Origin of the sequence: Bradyrhizobium sp. ORS 285 (assembly GCF_900176205.1) — a bacterium.
Classification (GTDB): domain Bacteria; phylum Pseudomonadota; class Alphaproteobacteria; order Rhizobiales; family Xanthobacteraceae; genus Bradyrhizobium.
The window spans coordinates 4,823,149-4,841,576 of the sequence record NZ_LT859959.1 but is presented as its reverse complement, the minus strand read 5'-3'; the positions used below and the strand labels follow the sequence as shown (position 1 = coordinate 4,841,576).

Annotated in this window: 14 protein-coding genes; 10 read left to right on the top strand and 4 right to left on the bottom strand. The window is 65.9% G+C overall.

Annotated features, from left to right (window positions below; translation table 11 throughout):
* Window positions 1-50: 50 nt before the first annotated feature.
* On the bottom strand, window positions 51-1,325 hold the full coding sequence (locus BRAD285_RS21810; RefSeq protein ID WP_035646397.1) for a serine hydrolase: 1,275 nt from the start codon (window positions 1,323-1,325) through the stop codon (window positions 51-53).
* Window positions 1,326-1,475: 150 nt separating this feature from the next.
* On the opposite strand from BRAD285_RS21810, the gene BRAD285_RS21805 reads away from it, so the two are divergent.
* From BRAD285_RS21805 to BRAD285_RS21760, 10 genes are all read left to right on the top strand, one after another.
* A complete protein-coding gene (locus BRAD285_RS21805) occupies window positions 1,476-2,396 on the top strand; it encodes a dioxygenase (RefSeq protein ID WP_006611923.1) in 921 nt (306 codons plus the stop codon).
* 323 nt (window positions 2,397-2,719) lie between these two features.
* On the top strand, window positions 2,720-4,036 hold the full coding sequence (locus tag BRAD285_RS21800) for a CmpA/NrtA family ABC transporter substrate-binding protein (protein WP_006611922.1): 1,317 nt from the start codon (window positions 2,720-2,722) through the stop codon (window positions 4,034-4,036).
* A gap of 67 nt (window positions 4,037-4,103) precedes the next feature.
* A complete protein-coding gene (ntrB, locus tag BRAD285_RS21795; RefSeq protein WP_006611921.1) occupies window positions 4,104-5,012 on the top strand; it encodes a nitrate ABC transporter permease in 909 nt (302 codons plus the stop codon).
* Window positions 5,013-5,022: 10 nt separating this feature from the next.
* On the top strand, window positions 5,023-5,817 hold the full coding sequence (locus BRAD285_RS21790; RefSeq protein WP_085962799.1) for an ABC transporter ATP-binding protein: 795 nt from the start codon (window positions 5,023-5,025) through the stop codon (window positions 5,815-5,817).
* A gap of 82 nt (window positions 5,818-5,899) precedes the next feature.
* Window positions 5,900-6,325, top strand: a complete 426-nt coding sequence (locus tag BRAD285_RS21785; RefSeq protein ID WP_006611919.1) for a globin family protein — start codon at window positions 5,900-5,902, stop codon at window positions 6,323-6,325.
* A gap of 38 nt (window positions 6,326-6,363) precedes the next feature.
* Window positions 6,364-7,545, top strand: a complete 1,182-nt coding sequence (locus BRAD285_RS21780; protein ID WP_006611918.1) for an NAD(P)/FAD-dependent oxidoreductase — start codon at window positions 6,364-6,366, stop codon at window positions 7,543-7,545.
* Between the two features lie 16 nt (window positions 7,546-7,561).
* Window positions 7,562-10,255 carry a nitrate reductase gene (locus tag BRAD285_RS21775; RefSeq protein ID WP_006611917.1) on the top strand — a complete coding sequence of 898 codons (2,694 nt, stop codon included), beginning with the start codon at window positions 7,562-7,564 and terminating at the stop codon, window positions 10,253-10,255.
* 130 nt (window positions 10,256-10,385) lie between these two features.
* Window positions 10,386-11,225: an aldo/keto reductase gene (locus tag BRAD285_RS21770; RefSeq protein ID WP_006611916.1), complete on the top strand. Its 840-nt coding sequence runs from the start codon at window positions 10,386-10,388 to the stop codon at window positions 11,223-11,225.
* Window positions 11,226-11,423: 198 nt separating this feature from the next.
* Window positions 11,424-12,377, top strand: a complete 954-nt coding sequence (locus tag BRAD285_RS21765) for a DMT family transporter (RefSeq protein ID WP_006611915.1) — start codon at window positions 11,424-11,426, stop codon at window positions 12,375-12,377.
* A 97-nt stretch (window positions 12,378-12,474) separates the two neighbouring features.
* Entirely contained in the window at window positions 12,475-13,647 is a 1,173-nt protein-coding gene (locus BRAD285_RS21760) for a fumarylacetoacetate hydrolase family protein (RefSeq protein WP_006611914.1), read from the top strand.
* 329 nt (window positions 13,648-13,976) lie between these two features.
* On the opposite strand, the gene BRAD285_RS21755 is transcribed toward BRAD285_RS21760, so the two are convergent.
* The 3 genes from BRAD285_RS21755 to BRAD285_RS21735 form a co-directional block, all read right to left on the bottom strand.
* Window positions 13,977-15,239 carry a 2Fe-2S iron-sulfur cluster-binding protein gene (locus tag BRAD285_RS21755; protein WP_006613393.1) on the bottom strand — a complete coding sequence of 421 codons (1,263 nt, stop codon included), beginning with the start codon at window positions 15,237-15,239 and terminating at the stop codon, window positions 13,977-13,979.
* A 55-nt stretch (window positions 15,240-15,294) separates the two neighbouring features.
* Window positions 15,295-16,398, bottom strand: coding sequence for a hypothetical protein (locus tag BRAD285_RS21750; protein WP_006613392.1), 1,104 nt, complete (start codon window positions 16,396-16,398; stop codon window positions 15,295-15,297).
* A gap of 1,470 nt (window positions 16,399-17,868) precedes the next feature.
* Window positions 17,869-18,330: an Lrp/AsnC family transcriptional regulator gene (locus BRAD285_RS21735; protein WP_006613390.1), complete on the bottom strand. Its 462-nt coding sequence runs from the start codon at window positions 18,328-18,330 to the stop codon at window positions 17,869-17,871.
* Window positions 18,331-18,428 lie beyond the last annotated feature (98 nt).

Genomic DNA, 18,428 nt, shown 5'->3' with positions numbered 1-18,428 from the left:
TGCGTGACGATCCCTCGGTTCCTGTAGCGGCTTTCGCGCCACAGCAACTCCTAGACGTTGCTCTCGCTGATCGCGGCATACACCATCGAGCGCAGCTCGCGGCGGATCGGGTAGGCGCTGGACGGCAGCACCTGGGTCATGAAGATCGTGATCAGCTCTTCAGCCGGGTCGATCCAGAACGCGGTCGAGGCCGCGCCGCCCCAGGCGTACTCGCCGGCGCTGCCGGCGATCAGCGTCTTGGCCGGGTCCATCGTCACCGAGAAGCCGAGCCCGAAGCCGATGCCGTTATACGCCGCTTCCGCAAACATCGAGCGCGACAGCGCCGGCAGGTCGACGCCGCCCGGCAGATGGTTCGAGGTCATCAGCTTCAACGTCTTCGGCCCGAGCAGCCGGACGCCGCCGAGCTCGCCGCCATTGATCAGCGCCCGGCAGAAGGTGAGATAGTCTGCCGTCGTCGCGCACAGGCCGCCGCCGCCGGAGATGAAGTCGGGCGGGCTGAGGAACGTGCTGGTGGCGGGATCGTCCTGCAAGGTCAGGCCGCCCTTACGGTCGGCGGCATGGAACGACATCATGCCGGCGGGATCGGCCGAGTAGCACGCCGCCAGCCGGTGCGCCTTGGCCGCCGGGACGTGGAAATCGGTATCTGTCATCCCGAGCGGCTCGAAGATGCGCTCCTTCAGGAACTGCTCGAATGGCTTGTCGGCAATCTTGCCGACGAGATAGCCGACGACGTCGGTCGAGACCGAGTAGTTCCAGGCCTCGCCCGGCGAGAACTCCAGCGGAATCTTCGCGAGGTCATCGATCATCGATTGCAGCGTGCCGGCCTTCTCGACCGCGCCGATCTTGACGTCGCGATAGGCGGCATCGACGTTGGAGCGCTGCTGGAAGCCGTAGGTCAGTCCCGACGTGTGGCGCAGCAGGTCGACGATCAGCATCGGCCGCGTCGGCGGCCGGCTGATGAAGGCCGGCGCCGTGCCGGCGACGAACACGCCGAGATTCTTCCACTCAGGAATGTATTTCGCGACCGGCTCGTCCAATGCGACCTTGCCTTCCTCGACCAGCATCATGAAGGCGACGGAGGTGATCGGCTTGGTCATCGAATAGATGCGGTAGATCGTCTGGTCCGTCACCGGCACCTTGCGCTCGACATCGGCATAGCCGAGCGAGCTCTGATGCACGATCTTGCCGCGGCGATAGACCATCAGCTGGGCGCCCGGAAAACGGCCGGCGTCGACATAGCGCTGCTGCAGATGCGCATCGATGCGCGCGAGCGCGGCTTTCGACATGCCGACGGTTTCGGGCGAGGCAGGTGTCGGGGCGAGCATCGGGACGTCTCCGCTGTGATCTGGTTTTTCGAGGACTCGCGCGAGCATCATGCGCACGGCCATTTGAGCCGGGTGATAGCCGAAAAACGCCCCACTTCCAATGGCAGGCCAGGGATGCCTCGTGTACCCTTTGCGCAGGGAGGATTGGCCATGACACAATTCAACGAAGGCGAGCTCACGAACGCTGTCGCCGCCAGCTTCGACGGCACGCCGGACGCGCGTACGAAGGTTCTGCTGCAGGAGCTCGTCAGGTCGCTGCACGACTATGTGCGCCGGACGAATTTGACATTCGACGAATGGGCCACTGCGATCGACTTCCTCACCCGCACCGGCCAGACCTGCACCGCGAGCCGGCAGGAGTTCATCCTGCTGTCCGACGTGCTCGGCGTGTCGATGCTGGTCGATGCCATCAATCACCGCGACCGGGCAGGAGCGACGGAGACCACCGTGCTCGGCCCGTTCTATGTCGGCGAGCACAAGGTGACGCCTCATGGCACGGACATTTCCGCGGACCTGAAGGGCGAGAAGATGTTCGTGCAGACCCGCGTCACCAATCTCTCCGGCGCGCCTTTGGCGGGCGCGTCGGTCGATGTCTGGCATGCTGACGATGAAGGCTTCTACGACTCGCAGCGGCCCGATTATGCCTCGGACGGCCCGTCGTCGCGGGCGCGCTTCATCACCGATGCCGAGGGACGCTTCTTCTTCCGCACCATCCTGCCCTGCAGCTATCCGATCCCGACCGATGGTCCTGTGGGGCAGATGATCGTGGGCAGCGGGCGTCATCCGATGCGGCCGGCCCATGTGCACTTCCTGGTCGACGCCAAGGGTCATGAGCCGCTCGTCACCCATGTCTTCATCGGCGGCGACGCCTATCTCGACAGTGACGTGGTGTTCGGCGTGAAGGATGAACTGATCGCGCAGGTCGAACAGCGCACCGATCCGGTGATGCCCGATGGCAAGCTTGCGGCGGCGCCCTGGCACCTGATGACTTACGAATTCCGCATGAAGCCCGGCGCCGGGATCGCTCCGAAGCCGATGCTGTCGGATACCAAGAGCGAGGCAGCGGAGTAGGGTCTGAACGCTCCGCCCACTTCTTGTGCAACGCACAGGAAGTGGGCGAATCGCAAATTTTACGAGCGGCCGCGAGCCTCCAAAGCGTCCTGCCGATTTGCCTAGCCTCTTGATTAGTCGAGGCTTCTGCTTTCCTCGCTCCTTGGCATGAAGCTTGAATAGATGGCTTCGACGCCATCGATGCCGTCTGCGCAAACCCCATCCGACATCCGACGCTGCCCCCTCCGAGGCTCTCCTCGGAACGCGCCCCTGTGCGCGACCACGCGGTGCCTGGACGGGCCTTCCATCCACCGAGCGCTTTTCAGACAAGGACGACTGCACTCATGACGAAGACCGCCCATCCTGCACGCTCCTCTGGCCTCAGCCGCCGTCAGCTCCTGAAGGCCGGTGCCGGCACCGCAGCGCTGCTTGCGGCCGCGAAGCTGAACCTGCCGGGTGGCGCCTTCGCGCAAGGCGCCGGGCCGGAAGTGACGAGCGCCAAGCTCGGCTTCATCGCGCTCAGCGATGCCGGTCCGCTGTTCGTCGCCAAGGACAAGGGCATCTTCGCCAAATACGGCATGCCCGATGTCGACGTGCAGAAGCAGGCCTCGTGGGGCACGACGCGCGACAACCTCGTGCTGGGCTCCGAAGGCAACGGCATCGACGGCGCGCATATCCTGACCCCGATGCCGTATCTGATCTCGTCGGGCAAGGTGACGCAGAACAATCAGCCGACGCCGATGTACATCCTGGCGCGGCTCAATCTCGATGCGCAGTGCATCTCGGTCGCCAAGGAATATGCCGACCTCAAGCTCAGCCTCGACACCGCGCCGTTCAAGGCGGCGCTCGAGAAGAAGAAGGCTTCCGGCAAGTCGGTGAAGGCGGCGATGACCTTCCCCGGCGGCACCCACGACCTGTGGATCCGCTACTGGCTCGCCGCCGGCGGTATCGATCCGGACAAGGACATCGAGACCATCGTGGTGCCGCCGCCGCAGATGGTGGCCAACATGAAGGTCGGCACCATGGACTGCTTCTGCGTCGGCGAGCCGTGGAATGCGCAGCTCGTCAACCAGGGCATCGGCTACACCGCGGTGACGACAGGCGAGATCTGGAACAAGCATCCCGAAAAGTCCTTCGCAATGCGCGCCGCCTTCGTCGACAAATATCCGAAGGCCGCGAAGGCGCTGACCATGGCGGTCATGGAGGCGCAGCAGTGGGCGGACAAGATGGAGAACAAGCAGGAGCTTGCGACCATCATGGCGAAGCGGCAGTGGATGAACTGTCCGGTCGAGGATGTCGCCGGACGCACGGCCGGCAAGTTCGACTACGGCACCGGCAAGGTGGTCGAGAACTCGCCTCACATCATGAAGTACTGGCGCGACTTCGCCTCCTATCCGTTCCAGAGCCACGACCTCTGGTTCATCACCGAGGATATCCGCTGGGGCAAATACGAGGCGGGCTTCGACGCGAAGTCGCTGATCGCCAAGGTCAACCGCGAGGACATCTGGCGCGAGGCGGCCAAGGAGATGAACGTCCCAGTGGCGGAGATCCCGACCTCCAAGTCGCGCGGCAAGGAGACGTTCTTCGACGGCAAGGTGTTCGATCCCGAGGATCCCGCCGCGTACCTGAAGTCGCTGTCGATCAAGCGCGTCGACGCCTGATCAGAACCTTCGCCCGCGCGCGGCTCACAGCGCGCGGCTCCTCTCATTGCACGGAGAAAGGCTTCCGATGTCCATGCCCGCGTTGACCAATGACAGCGTGCCCAAGGTCGTTTCGCCTGCGTCAGCATCCACCACGGCGTCGGTGGTGACGATGACGCCGAAGCAGCCGCCGAAGGCCGAGCGTTATGTGAAGATGGCCCGCGAGGCCGCGGTGCGCGTGGTGCCGCCGCTGATCGTGCTGGCGCTGTTCCTGATCGTCTGGGAGCTGCTCTGCCGGCGCGCCGGCTCGGCACTGCCGCCGCCGTCGCGCGTGTTCACTGATACTCGCGAGCTGATCCTCGATCCGTTCTTCGATCATGGCGGCATCGACAAGGGCCTGTTCTGGCATCTCGAAGCCAGTCTCCGCCGCGTCGCGATCGGCTACGCCATCGCCGCGGTCGTCGGTGTGGCGCTGGGCACCCTGATCGGGCAGTCGGTCTGGGCGATGCGCGGTCTCGATCCGATCTTCCAGGTGCTGCGCACGATCCCGCCGCTCGCCTGGCTGCCGCTGTCGCTCGCCGCGTTCCGCGACGGTCAGCCCTCGGCGATCTTCGTCATCTTCATCACCTCGGTGTGGCCGATCATCATCAACACCGCGGTCGGCATCCGCAACATCCCGCAGGACTACCGCAACGTCGCCGCCGTCGTGCAGCTCAATCCGCTGGAGTTCTTCGCCAAGATCATGATCCCGGCGGCCGCGCCCTACATCTTCACCGGCTTGCGCATCGGCATCGGCCTGTCCTGGTTGGCGATCGTCGCGGCGGAGATGCTGATCGGCGGCGTCGGCATCGGCTTCTTCATCTGGGACGCGTGGAATTCCTCGCATATCAGCGAGATCATTCTGGCGCTGTTCTATGTCGGCATCATCGGCTTCGTGCTCGACCGGCTGATCGCCGTTGTCGGCAAGATCGTCACCCGCGGCACCGCGACGAACTGAGAGGGACAGCATCATGGCCTATCTGAAGCTCGACCACGTCGACAAGGTCTTCACCCGCGGCGCTGCGACCACCGAGGTGCTGAAGGACATCAATCTGACGATCGAGAAGGGCGAATACGTCTCGATCATCGGCCATTCCGGCTGCGGCAAGTCGACGATGCTCAACATCGTCGCGGGCCTCACCACCGCGACCACTGGCGGCGTGCTGCTGGAGGAGCGCGAGGTCAACTCGCCCGGTCCGGACCGCGCCGTTGTGTTCCAGAACCACAGCCTGCTGCCCTGGCTCACGGTCTATGAGAACGTGCGCCTCGGCGTCGACAAGGTGTTCGCCAAGACCAAGACCCGCGCCGAGCGCGATGCCTGGACACTGCACAATCTCAACCTCGTGCAGATGACCCACGCCAAGGACAAGCGCCCGAACGAGATCTCCGGCGGCATGAAGCAGCGCGTCGGCATCGCCCGCGCGCTGGCGATGGAGCCGAAGGTGCTGCTGCTCGACGAGCCGTTCGGTGCCCTCGACGCGCTGACGCGCGCGCATCTGCAGGATTCGGTGATGGCGCTGCATCAGAAGCTCGGCAACACCATCCTGATGATCACCCACGATGTCGACGAGGCCGTGCTGCTGTCGGACCGCATCGTGATGATGACCAACGGCCCGAGCGCGCATATCGGCGAGGTGCTCGAGGTCGCGCTGCCGCGGCCGCGCAAGCGGCTCGAGCTCGCGACCAACCCGACCTACGTGAAATGCCGCCAGCGCGTGCTCGAATTCCTCTATGAGCGGCACCGCTTCGTCGAGGCGGCCTGACAGAGACGAAGGCGGAGAGTGGATCGAACCACTCTCCGCCTCCGGCGACCAACGGGTTCTCGTTTCATCAAAAGGATTTCCCATGACGCCGTCTCAGATCACACTGGTTCAGGATAGTTTTGCCAAGGTCGCACCGATCTCCGATCAGGCTGCGGCGATCTTCTACGACCGCCTGTTTGAAGTGGCGCCGCAGGTGCGCGCGATGTTCCCCGATGATCTCACCGAGCAGCGCAAGAAGCTGATGGCGACACTGACGGTCGTCGTGAACGGACTGTCGGACCTGCCGGCGATCCTGCCGGCGGCGAGCGCGCTGGCCAAGCGGCATGTAAATTATGGCGCCAAGCCCGAGCACTATCCGGTGGTCGGCGCTGCGCTGCTTTGGACGCTCGAGAAGGGGCTGGGTGAGGCGTGGACGCCCGACGTCGCCGACGCCTGGACAGCGGCTTACGGCACGTTGTCGGGTTTCATGATTTCGGAAGCCTATGGCAAGGCGCAGGCGGCGGAGTAGGTCAGTTGAGTGAGCCGCTCGTCATCGTCGGCAACGGCATGGCCGCTGCGAAGCTGGTCGAGGAGCTGTCGCAGACGGCACTCGGCCGCTACGCCATCGCGGTGATCGGCGAGGAGCCGCGGCTCGCCTATAACCGTGTGCTGCTGTCGTCGGTGCTGGCCGGCGAGGCGGCCTCGCACGAGATCGAGCTCAAGCCGGCCAGTTGGTGGCGGGAGCGCGGCGTGACGTTGAAGTATGGCGCGCGCGTCACCGGCATCGACGTCGGCCGGCGCGAGTTGCAGATCGAGAATGATGAGAACGTCGCCTTCTCGCGCCTGGTCCTCGCCACCGGCTCGCTGCCGCTACGGTTGCCCGTGCCCGGCAGCGACCTGCCGGGCGTTCACACGTTCCGCGACAGCCGCGATACCGACGTGCTGCTGAGCCTGGCCGCGAAGAAGGCGCGCGTCGTCGTGGTCGGCGGCGGGCTGCTTGGCCTGGAGGCCGCCTATGGCTTGGCGCGCGCCGGCGCTCAGGTGACCCTGCTGCATCTGATGGACCGCCTGATGGAGCGGCAGCTCGATGCGCCTGCGGCCTCGCTGCTGAAAGTGTTGGTCGAGCGCAAGGGCATCGAAGTCCTGCTGCAGGCGAGCACGGCGGCGATCCATGGTGACGCCCGTGTCGAAAGCGTCGAGCTCGCCGATGGGCGGCGCATCGCCGCCGACGCCGTGATCTTCGCGGCCGGCATCAAGCCTAACATCGCGCTCGCCAAGGAGGCGGGGCTTGCCGTCAATCGCGGCATCGTCGTCGACGACGTCATGCAGACCTCGGCGTCGGGAATCTTCGCGCTCGGCGAATGCGCCGAGCATCGCGGCACCTGCTACGGCCTGGTGGAGCCTGCCTATGAACAGGCGCGGGTCCTGGCGCGGCATCTCGCCGGCCGCAAGGCGGCCTATCAGGGCAGCGTCGTCTCGACCAACCTCAAAGTGTCCGGCGTTGCGGTGTTCTCCGCCGGCGATTTCATCGGTGCCGAGGGCAGCGAGGCGATCGTGCTCAACGATGTCAGGCGCGGCATCTACAAGAAGCTGGTGATCGCTGATGGGCGGCTGACCGGCGCGGTGCTGATCGGCGATACGCAGGATGCGCTCTGGTATCGCGACCTGATCCGCAAGCAGGAACCGATCGTATCGATCCGGACCGAGATGATGTTCGGCCGCGTGGGGACGCGGCCGAAGGCGGCGTGAGAGGGGGCCTCGCACGATGACGAGTGTTGATCCGAAACTGCGTACGGTGCGAACCGCCTGTCCTTATTGCGGCGTCGGCTGCGGCGTGCTCGCCACGCCTGACGGCAGCGGCGGAGCGGCGATCTCCGGCGATCCGGTCCATCCCGCCAATCTCGGCCGGCTCTGCTCGAAGGGCTCGGCGCTCGGCGAGACGCTCGGGCTGGAGAACCGGCTGCTCTATCCGATGGTCCGCTGCAAGCACGGTATGGAGCGGGTGGCCTGGAGCGACGCGCTCGACCATGTCGCGACCCGGCTGAAGCACATCGTCGCGCGCGACGGCGAGGACGCGGTGGCGTTCTATCTCTCCGGCCAGATGCTGACCGAGGACTATTACGTCGCCAACAAGCTGATGAAGGGTTTTCTCGGCTCGGCCAATGTCGACACCAATTCGCGGCTGTGCATGGCCTCCTCGGTCGCCGGCCATCGCCGCGCCTTCGGCGCCGACACCGTGCCTGGCACCTATGAGGATCTCGACCAGGCCGATCTGCTGGTGTTCGTCGGCAGCAATGCCGCCTGGTGCCATCCCGTGCTGTACCAGCGCATGCTGGCGAACAAGCAGACCCGTGGCGCCAAGTTCGTCGTCATCGACCCGCGCCGCACCGATACCTCGAGCGAGGCCGACCTCTTCCTTGGCCTGAAGCCCGGCACCGATTCGGCACTGTTCTCCGGCTTGCTGGTGCATCTCGCCGACAGCGGCGCGCTGGACAGCAACTACATTGCGCGCCACACGTCTGGCTTCGACGAGACGCTGGCGCGGGCCCGCAATCTCGCCGGCAGCGCCGCTGCGACCGCGCTTGCCACCGGCCTGTCCGAGGCCGATGTCGCCGCCTTCTTCAAGCTGTTCCGCGACACGCCCAAGGTCGTCACCTTGTACTCGCAAGGGGTGAACCAGTCGGCGCAGGGCACCGACAAGGTCAATGCGATCCTCAACTGCCATCTCGCCACCGCGCGCATCGGCAAGCCCGGCATGGGCCCGTTCTCGCTGACCGGCCAGCCCAATGCGATGGGCGGCCGCGAGGTCGGCGGTCTCGCCAATCAGCTCGCCGCGCACATGAACTTCACGCCGGCGGACATCGATCGTATCAGACGCTTCTGGAAGGCGTCCGACATCGCCACCCACGAGGGCTTGAAGGCGGTGCAGATGTTCGAGGCGATCGCGCGCGGCCAGATCAAGGCGCTGTGGGTGATCGGCACCAATCCGGCGGTGTCGCTGCCGGATGCGGATCTGGTGCGCACGGCGCTGAAGAAGCTCGAATTGTTCGTCGTCTCCGAGAACGTCCGCTCCAACGACACCGTGGATGTCGGCGCGCATGTTCTGTTGCCGGCGCAGGCCTGGGGCGAGAAGTCGGGCACCGTGACCAATTCCGAGCGGCGCATCTCGCGCCAGCGCGCCTTCATGCCGCCGGCCGGCGAGGCCAAGCCAGACTGGTGGATCCTGAGCGAGGTCGGCAAGCGGCTCGGCCACGCCGCCGCGTTCAACTACACCTCCGCCGCCGACGTGTTCCGCGAACATGCCGCGCTGTCGGCATTCGAGAACGACGGCACGCGCGACTTCGACATTGGCGGCTTGGCCACGCTGTCGGATGATGAATACGACACGATGGCCCCGGTGCAGTGGCCGGTGCGCGCCGGCAGGCCGCCCGAGCCGCGCTTCTTCGCCGACGGCGCCTTCTACACCAACGACCGCAAGGCCCGCTTCGTCGCGCCGGAGGTGCCGGCGCTGCGCAGCGAGACCACGGCCGCGCGTCCGCTACGTCTCAATACCGGCCGCATCCGCGACCAGTGGCACACGATGACCCGCACCGGCCTCAGCCCGCGTCTCGGATCGCATCTGCCGGAGCCGTTCGTCGAGGTGCATCCGGACGACGCGCTGCGCTACGGCCTGATGCATGACGGCTTCGCCAAGGTCACCACCGAGCACGGCCAGTGCATTCTCAAGGTCGTCGTCAGCGAGCGCCAGCAGCGCGGCATGCTGTTCGCGCCGATCCACTGGAATGCGACCAACTCCTCGCATGGCCGCGTCGGTGCGCTGGTCGCCTCGCACACCGATCCGTTCTCCGGCCAGCCGGAGGCCAAGGCGACACCGGCCGCGATCTCGCCTTACGAGTATGTGTTCCGCGGCTTCATCCTGTCGCGCACCGAACTGACGCTGCCGTCGAACCTGTGGTGGGTGCGCGCGACGGTGCCCGGCGGCTTCGGCTATCTGTTCGCCGACAATGGCGACCTCATGCGCTGGCCCGGCTGGTTCAAGGCCCTCGCCACTGACGATGTCGCCGACTACATGGATGTCGGCGGCGGCGTCTATCGCGCCGCATGCTTCGACGGCGATCGCATCGCGACCTCCGTGTTCGTCGGCCCCGGCCATGACGCTGGCGACTGGAACGTCGTGAAGACGATGTTCGCCGCCGACCGCCTCGACGACGAGCAGCGCCGCGTGCTGCTGTCGGGACGTGCGCCGGATGGCGCCAGTGGCGGCCCGATCGTCTGCGCCTGCTTCGGCGTCGGCCGCGACACCATCTGCGACGCCATCGCCGCGGGAGCCCGCACGCCCGCCGCCATCGGCGCCGAGCTCAAGGCCGGCACCAATTGCGGCTCCTGCATCCCCGAGATGAAGCGCTTGATCGCACAGATGCCGGCGCAGGCCGACGTGTCGGTGAAAGTGGCGAGCTAGCTCAACGTCGTCATTGCGAGCGCAGCGAAGCAATCCAGAGTCCCGCCCACCATCCTGGATTGCTTCGCTGCGCTCGCAATGACGGCGGTGGCCAATCGACGCCACCGCCGCCATCCTCTATGCTCGCCCCATGAAGCACAAGACATTCGGAACTGGCGGCGCCGGCGTGTCCGTCATCGGGCAGGGCACCTGGTATCTCGACCACGCCGATCGCAAGCGCGCCATCGCCACGTTGCAGCGCGGGCTCGACCGCGGCATGACGCATATCGACACCGCCGAGATGTATGGCGAGGCGGAGCTCGTGATCGCCGAAGCCATCGCCGGCCGGCGCGACGAGGTGTTCCTGGTCTCAAAAGTGCTGCCCAGCAACGCCTCCCGCCGCGGCACCATCACCGCCTGCGAGCGCTCGCTGAAGCGGCTGAAGACCGACCGCCTCGATTGTTACCTGCTGCATTGGCCCGGCTCGTATCCGCTCGAAGAAACCGTGGCTGCATTCGAGGAGCTGAAAGCCGCGGGCAAGATCGCGTCCTGGGGCGTCAGCAATTTCGACGTCGACGATCTCGACGAACTGCTCGATGTCGCAGGCCCCGGCAAGATCGCCTGCAACCAGGTGCTCTATCACCTGCAAGAGCGGGCCATCGAGCATGCGGTCATCCCGTGGTGCGGCCAGCACGGCGTCGCCGTGGTTGCCTATTCGCCGTTCGGTCACGATGATTTCCCCGAGCGCCGCAGTCCCGGTGGCGAGGTGCTGCAGCGCATCGCCGAGCAGCACAACGCCACGCCGCGCCAGATCGCGCTCGCTTACCTCACCCGCGCCTCGTCGCTGCTCGCCATCCCCAAGGCCTCGCGGCCGGAGCACGCCGAGGAGAACGCCGCCGCCGGCGACATCGAGCTGACCGCGGCCGACATCGCGGCGATCGATCGCGCCTTTCCGCGCGGGCCGAAGCCGCGCGGCTTGCCGATGCTGTAGCGCAGCATCACGGAGTATTACGGATTTTTGCTACTCCGGCGCGTGGCCAGCGCATAGATGCTGCCCGCTTTCGACGGGTTGTCGCGGCGGCGTGATTGGCGTTTTGTCGCCTCTCACCGAATCGTTCCGCTTCTCAACCTTTCGAGTTCGACCGTGACCCCGCCTCCGAGTGCGGCAGCCGCCGCGCGACTGGACGATTTGCCGACACACGTGCAGGAGAAGCCGACCGCCGCGCGGAAGCGCGCCCCCGCGCGGGCCGATCGCCCATTCCGCGGCATCGCGCTGATCCTGCTCTCGACCGTGTTCCTCGGCACCTCGGACGTCACGGCGAAGTATCTGTCGAAGACGCTGCCCTCGATCGAGATCACCTGGATCCGCTTCGTCGTGTTCGCGATGATCATGGTGCCGGCGATGATCCCGGGCTCGCCGCTGTTTGCGATGCGCACCGAGCGGGTGAAGTTCCATTTGCTGCGCGGGGTCGCGCTGCTCGGCTCGTCGATCATGTTCATCTCCGGCCTGCGCTATCTGCCGATCGCGGAGGCCTCGGCCACCGGCTTCGTGGCGCCGCTGTTCGTGACCGCGCTGTCGATCATCTTCCTCAGCGAGAAGGTCGGCCTGCGCCGCTGGATCGCGACCGCCGTCGGGCTGTTCGGCGTGCTCGTCATCCTCCGCCCCGGCACCGGCGCCTTCCATCTCGCCGCTTTGTTTCCGATCGCCTCCGCCTTCGCCTGGGCCTGCACCCTGATCATGACGCGCATGATGAGCGGCCGCGAGCACGCCATCACCATCATGACCTATTCGTCGATCGCCGGCGTCTGCCTGCTCTCGGCGATGGTGCCGTTCGTCTGGGTCACGCCGTCCTGGCAGGACATCGGCTTCGGCGTGCTGGTCGGCGTCGCCTCGACAATGGGGCAGTGGATTGTCGTGCTGGCGTTCCGCTATGCCGATGCCTCGGTGCTGGCGCCGTTCTCCTACACGCAGCTCTTGTGGGTCAGCATTCTCGGCTTCCTGGTGTTCGGCGAATTGCCGGATGTCTGGACCATCGTCGGCGCCGCCTTCATCGTCTCCAGCGGCCTCTACACCGCCCACCGCGAGCGCGTCCGCCGCTCGCAACTCCTGCAGGTCGCCGGCGAAAGCTCGCCGAATCCGTGACCGCGACGAGTCCCGTAATGGAATGAGACTGAGCGGCTTGGAGCCGGCTCAGACCAATGCTACCGGTGCCCCTGAAGAACAGCAGGGAGCACGCGCCATGATCAACCTCACACCCGAATCCGTCCTGCCCGACGACGGCACCAACGGAACGCTGGTCGGCCGCGTCTGGCGCCCCGAGGTCGACGGCCCGGCCGTGGTCGCCGTGCGGGAGGACGGCGTGTTCGACGTCACCTCCGCCTTCCCGACCGTCACCGCGCTGTGCGAGCACGACGATCCCGCCGCGGCGCTGAATGCGATGAAAGGCGAGCGCATCGGCGACCTCGCCGCCATCCTCGCCAACACGCCGCCCGACCGCCGTAATCCCGCGAAGCCTTGGCTGCTGGCCCCGGTCGACCTGCAGGTGCTGAAGGCCGCCGGCGTCACCTTCGCGATCTCGATGCTGGAGCGCGTCATCGAGGAGCGCGCGCGCGGCAATCCGGCCTCGGCCGAGGCGATCCGGAAGGAAGTGGTGCGCCTGGTCGGCGACGATTTCTCCAAGCTCAAGCCGGGCTCGGACCAGGCGATGCACTTGAAGCAGGTGCTGATCGAGCAGAACGCCTGGAGCCAGTATCTCGAGGTCGGCATCGGCCCTGACGCCGAGGTCTTCACCAAGGCGCCGACCTTGTCGTCGGTCGGCACCGGCATGGATGCCGGCCTGCATCCGAAATCGACCTGGAACAATCCGGAGCCCGAGGTCGTGCTGATCGTCTCGAGCCGCGGCGCCATCGTCGGTGCCACGCTCGGCAACGACGTCAATCTGCGCGATTTCGAGGGCCGCTCGGCGCTGCTCCTGTCCAAGGCCAAGGACAACAACGCCTCCTGCGCCATCGGCCCCTTGCTGCGCCTGTTCGACAAGAGCTTCACGCTGGATGATGTGCGCAAGATGGACGTGGCGCTGAACGTGACCGGCAGCGATGGCTTCGCGCTCGACGGCCATTCGTCGATCTCGAAGATCAGCCGCGATCCGACCGATCTCGTCGCCCAGACCATCGGCGCCGTGCATCAATATCCCGACGGCTTCGCACTGTTCCTCGGCACGATGTTCGCCCCCGTGAAGGACCGCGACGCGCCGGGGCAGGGTTTTACGCACAAGCGCGACGACATCGTCACCATCTCAGCTCCGCAACTTGGCCGCCTCGTCAACCGCATGCGCAACAGCGACGAATGCGAGCCGTGGACGTTCGGCGTCGGCGCGCTGATGCGGAGCTTGGCGCGGCGGAAGCTGATCTAGAGTACTTCTTCCTCGCGGGCGATGGCATTCACATCTCTCGCGGCGCGCTCGGTCTTCACCTCTCCCCGCCAGGGCGAAGCGAAGCTTCGCTAAGGCGGGGAGAGGTCGGATTGCATCGAAGATGCAATCCGGGTGAGGGGGGCTTTCCGCACGGTCGGTGGGTGTCGCTGCCCCTCACCCCAACCCTCTCCCCGTGAAGAACGGGGAGAGGGAGCACACCGCTGTTCGGCAAGAGCTCGGCTATTACGTCTTCGACGTATCTCGAACGCAATGTCTTGTCGTAGGCGATGCTGGCGCGGAGTTCTCATCAGCGCAGACAAAGTCACGTCTCACACATGCCCCGACGCCATCTGCCCCGCGGCGCGGCGGGGGCGCTCCTGCAATTGCCCGGCCTCGCCCAGCGCGCGCTCGCGGACCAGCGACAGCGCGTGGTCGCGTTCGGCGCTCGTGCTGCGGCGCGGCTCTGCGGTGCGCGGCAGGACCATGTCGTCCTCGATCGGATCCTTCGGCACCAGCGACAGCGCCCGCGCGAACGGATCGAGGGACGCGTCGTGGCCCTTGCCGCTGTCGCGGCTCGGCTCCGGCTCCGCCGGCCGGCGTGCCACCAATGTCTTGATGCGCCCGATGATGCCGGAGGGCGCCTCGTGCGGCGCGGAGTCGAACGGGTCGGCATAGAACGTCGCGCCGGCCTTCTCGACCATGCCGGCCAGCGCAGTGACCATGCGCGGCGAGCCGCAGGCGTAGACGACGTCGGAGGCGGTCAGCGTCGGCATGTGCGGCTCGATGCGGCCGGTGCGGATCGAGGGGTGATTGATCGGCCCTTCCTCGACGGTCGGGACGATCGCGACGTTCGGAAGCCGCGCGAGCTGCGCGAGGATCGGCGTCATGTAGAGCTGCGGCAGCTTTTTGGCGCCGGCGATGATCACCATCGGGCGGCTGCGATTCTCGCGCAGCGCCATCGCGGCGATCGCCCAGATCGGCGCGAAGCCGGTGCCGCTGCCGGCGAGAACGAGCCGGCCGGTGCCACCCGGCCGTAGAAAGGCGTGCCCATACGGCCCCTGGATGCGCAGCCGGTGCCCGGGGCGGATGCCGCTGCCGAGCGCCTGCGTGACGCGGCCGCCGCGCACCTTCTTGATGTTGAGATGGATGACGCGGCCGCCGATGCGGCCATCGAACGAGGCGGTCGGGCTATAGGCGCGCGCCGGATAGCCGGCGAAGGTGAACTTGAAGTACTGGCCCGGTAGGTAGCTGATGCTCTTCTCGGGCGCGATCATCAGCTCCATGATGTCCGGCGCGACCTCGCGCAGGCCCACGAGGCGCGCCTTGCTGATGTCGATCTCCGGCACGTCCTCCACGTCGACATCGAGGTCGGAGACCACGCGCGCCTGGCACGCATAGATCATGCCCTGCGTATGCGTCTCGCCGCATACCGTCTGTCCCTTGGCGACGTGAACCATGCAGGTGCCGCAGGTGCCGGCGCGGCAGTCGAACGGGATCTCGACGCCGTTGGCGAGCGCGCCATCGAGCAGCACGTCACCCGCGCGGACGCGGAACTGGCGGCCCTTGACGGTGACGGTCCTGAAGTTCGACATGGTCTGCTCCTCGATCGAATACGCTGTGACTGTGGGACGTTATGTGCCGCGGCGATCACGCCTTGCCGGGCGAGACGCGGATCAGGTTCTTGTTGGCCGTGCTCTCGAACCGGCTCGACCAGTAGTTCGACGCCATGACGGGCCGCTTCAGCCAGCTCACCTTCGGATTGCGCAGCACCAGGAACCAAAAGAAGAACGGCGTCGTGACGAGATGCGACACCAGGGGAAACCAGTCAGGCAGCAAGGACGCCGGGCCGGGCAGGCGGTACCAGTAGTAGGTGCTGATCGCGGCGGCAGCGAAGATGCGGTGCATCTTGGTGCGTTGGGCCGGCTTGTAGCGCAGCACGTGCTCGCCAACCTTGAACACGGCATAGCTGATGATCGCGGCGATGAACGGCCAGGCATAGGCGGTGATGATCTCGGCCTGGCCGACCTGCTCCGGCGGATAGTCCGGCACCTGAAACCAGCCCCAGACGAAGCCCGGGAAGCTGCCGATCAGGAAGTTGCCGAGGAATTGCTGCACCTTCGTCGGCACGCCCGCGGTCGGCGTCAGCTCCGGCGTCGAATCGGGGCAGGGGTTGCTGCACGCTTCGCAGATATTGCAGCGGGCGTTCTTGAAAGTCAGGGCGGGATTGGTGCCGTAGAGCCTCTCGACGGGATGAATGGGACACAGCGAGGTGCACCAGCCCGAGCGCATCTCGAATACCGAGCCCATCGCGAACGCCATGAACGCGGCGGACAGCAGCATCAGCGCCGTCAGCGGGCCGTCGACATTGAGCCCGATGCGCCGCATCGGCACGACGATGAACAGCAGGGTCACGCCGATCACCGCGAGCGTCGCCGCGCCCCACTCGGGCATGCGGATGTTCTGCGAGATGCCCATCTTGTTCGGCAAGAGATGAAACGTCGCCATCGGGCAGATGTTGCGCCAGAGGCCCGGCGAGATCGTCACCAGCGCCGGCGCGATCGGGATCAGCAGATTCCACATCAGCGCGATGCCGAGCGGCGGGAAGAACAGCAAGAGGTTCACCAGGAGAACGCCGACGACCAGCATGACCGTCTGCATCGTCAGCCAGAACCGCCGTTCGGCGCGACCGGTGCTGCGGCTGCCCGGCTGCGCCGCCGGCTGATAGCGGGCGGGAGCCACGTTGACCGCCACATGCGTGAGCGGCCGGGCCTGTCGTTGGTGCGATGTGTAGTCGTGTTGGGCCGAACGTTGAGCGCTGTTGTTCTGCATTGCTTTCCAGGACGCTGGTTTCTCTGTACGTGCGCGCTGGTGTGACGACGTCAGGTCGGACCTGTCAGTCCGTCAGGCCCTGTTAGTTCGCGTCATCAGCGCATGCTGTACCGCAGAATCTGACGGCGAGATGTGGCGCTTTTTGACGGCCAATATGGACGTCCCTGGGCCATGCTGCGGTCGGCCTGCGGCCGTTTGATCTGGATCAAACCGAGGAACATCAAGGATTTGATCGGGGTCTTGCGCGGTTTGTCGAAGCCGTTTGATCTGGATCAATGACGACCTCGGCTGTGACGCATCGCAGGCGCGATCGAGGCGGTGTGCATGCGCCCCCATTCGTCGCCTCATGGTTCGAGACGGCGTTTCGCACCTCCACTGTGGAAGTGGGCCAGTGTCTCCGCGGCACTCTCGCTGCGCTCCCTCTCCCCGTTCTTCACGGGGAGAGGGTTGGGGTGAGGGGCAGCCACGCGCACCAGCCCAACGGAGAGCACGCGGCCGGGCGATCCTATTTGAGGATCGTAATTTCGCTCGTCTCCCTCCGCGCCGTCATGGCCGGGCTTGTCCCGGCCATCCACGTCGGTCGGCATGCTGAGAACCACGTGGATGCCCGGGACAAGCCCCGGGCATGACGGAGTAACTAACTGGCACATCGCTGGTCGCGACGCCCGACGGGCAAATCAGGTCGTCTGCGCAAATCCTGTCCAGCCCTGCGCTGAAAAATATTCCGCTTGCCGACTTCGTAAAATCAGCATTACTCTCCCGCTCGTTCCGTTGCGTCGGAGGGGACGTATCGCGGTCGTCACGGACGTCGGCAGCGGAATGCGGTGGGCGTGTGTCGTTGCAGCGTGATCATTCGCGCCGACGAACAATGATGCACGCACGGTCAAGTCGCACGGTCCTGACACCCCGACGCTGGTGTCACGCTTGCGCCGGCGCTTCCAGCGCCGCGCGGGCAACGGTGGCCAGAAAGCCCGGCGCACCGGGGAGACTGCGAAGCAGCCGTTAAAACCATCGCGCGGGGAAGGCCGGGCGTTCTCGGCCAGACCTGTGGTACCTGCCGCCTGCATTCTTTTCCGCAGGCGGGCCACGGGCGCGGCCAGCGCCCGGCCTTCCCTGCGCCCTTTGTTTGAGGAGCGTGAAGAGATAAAGCATAGCTCGGACGCAACGCGTCGCGGGAAGGCGGACGCCTGTGACGATGGACCCTCTGTGCCGGTAGTGACGAAAGCTCTCGCCCAGCACTCCAGTGTCGTCCCGGCGAACGCCGGGACCCATACCCCCAGGGGGAAGTTGTTGCGCGAGATGTCGGCCCAGTCATTCTCCACTACACCCGCCGCGGAGTATGGGTCCCGGCGTTCGCAGGGACGACGGCGGTGGGTGTTGCGCTGGCGCGCCTCACACGGGCAGTGCGATCGAGTACTTCACCTGGCTCAGTGCAAAGCTGCTCTCGATCGAGGCGATGCCGTCCAGCCTGGTCAGCTTGGTCTTCAAAAACGCCTCATACGACGACAGATCTGCCGCCACCACCCGCAGCAGATAGTCGCGATTGCCGGTCATCAGATAGCACTCCAGCACCTCGGGCCAGGCCGAGATCGCCTTTTCGAACCGCTTCAGATCCTCCTCCTTCTGCCGCGCCAGCTTGATCGAGATGAACACCGAGACGTGCAGCCCCAGCGCCTTCTGGTCCACCGTCGCGAGATAGCGGGTGATGACGCCGCGCTCCTCCAGCAGCTTGACGCGGCGGTGGCAGGGCGACACCGACAGGCCGACCTTGTCGGCGAGCTCCTGCATGGTGATCCGGCCGTCGGCCTGAAGGTGGCCGAGGATCTTGCGGTCGATGGCGTCGAGGTCTGGCATTGGGATAGGGTCCCGGAAATGGGCGATACGGTGGGAAATTATCCTAATATCAGCCGTCCATGCGCGAAAATTTGAGAATTATGGTCACCTCGGCGGGA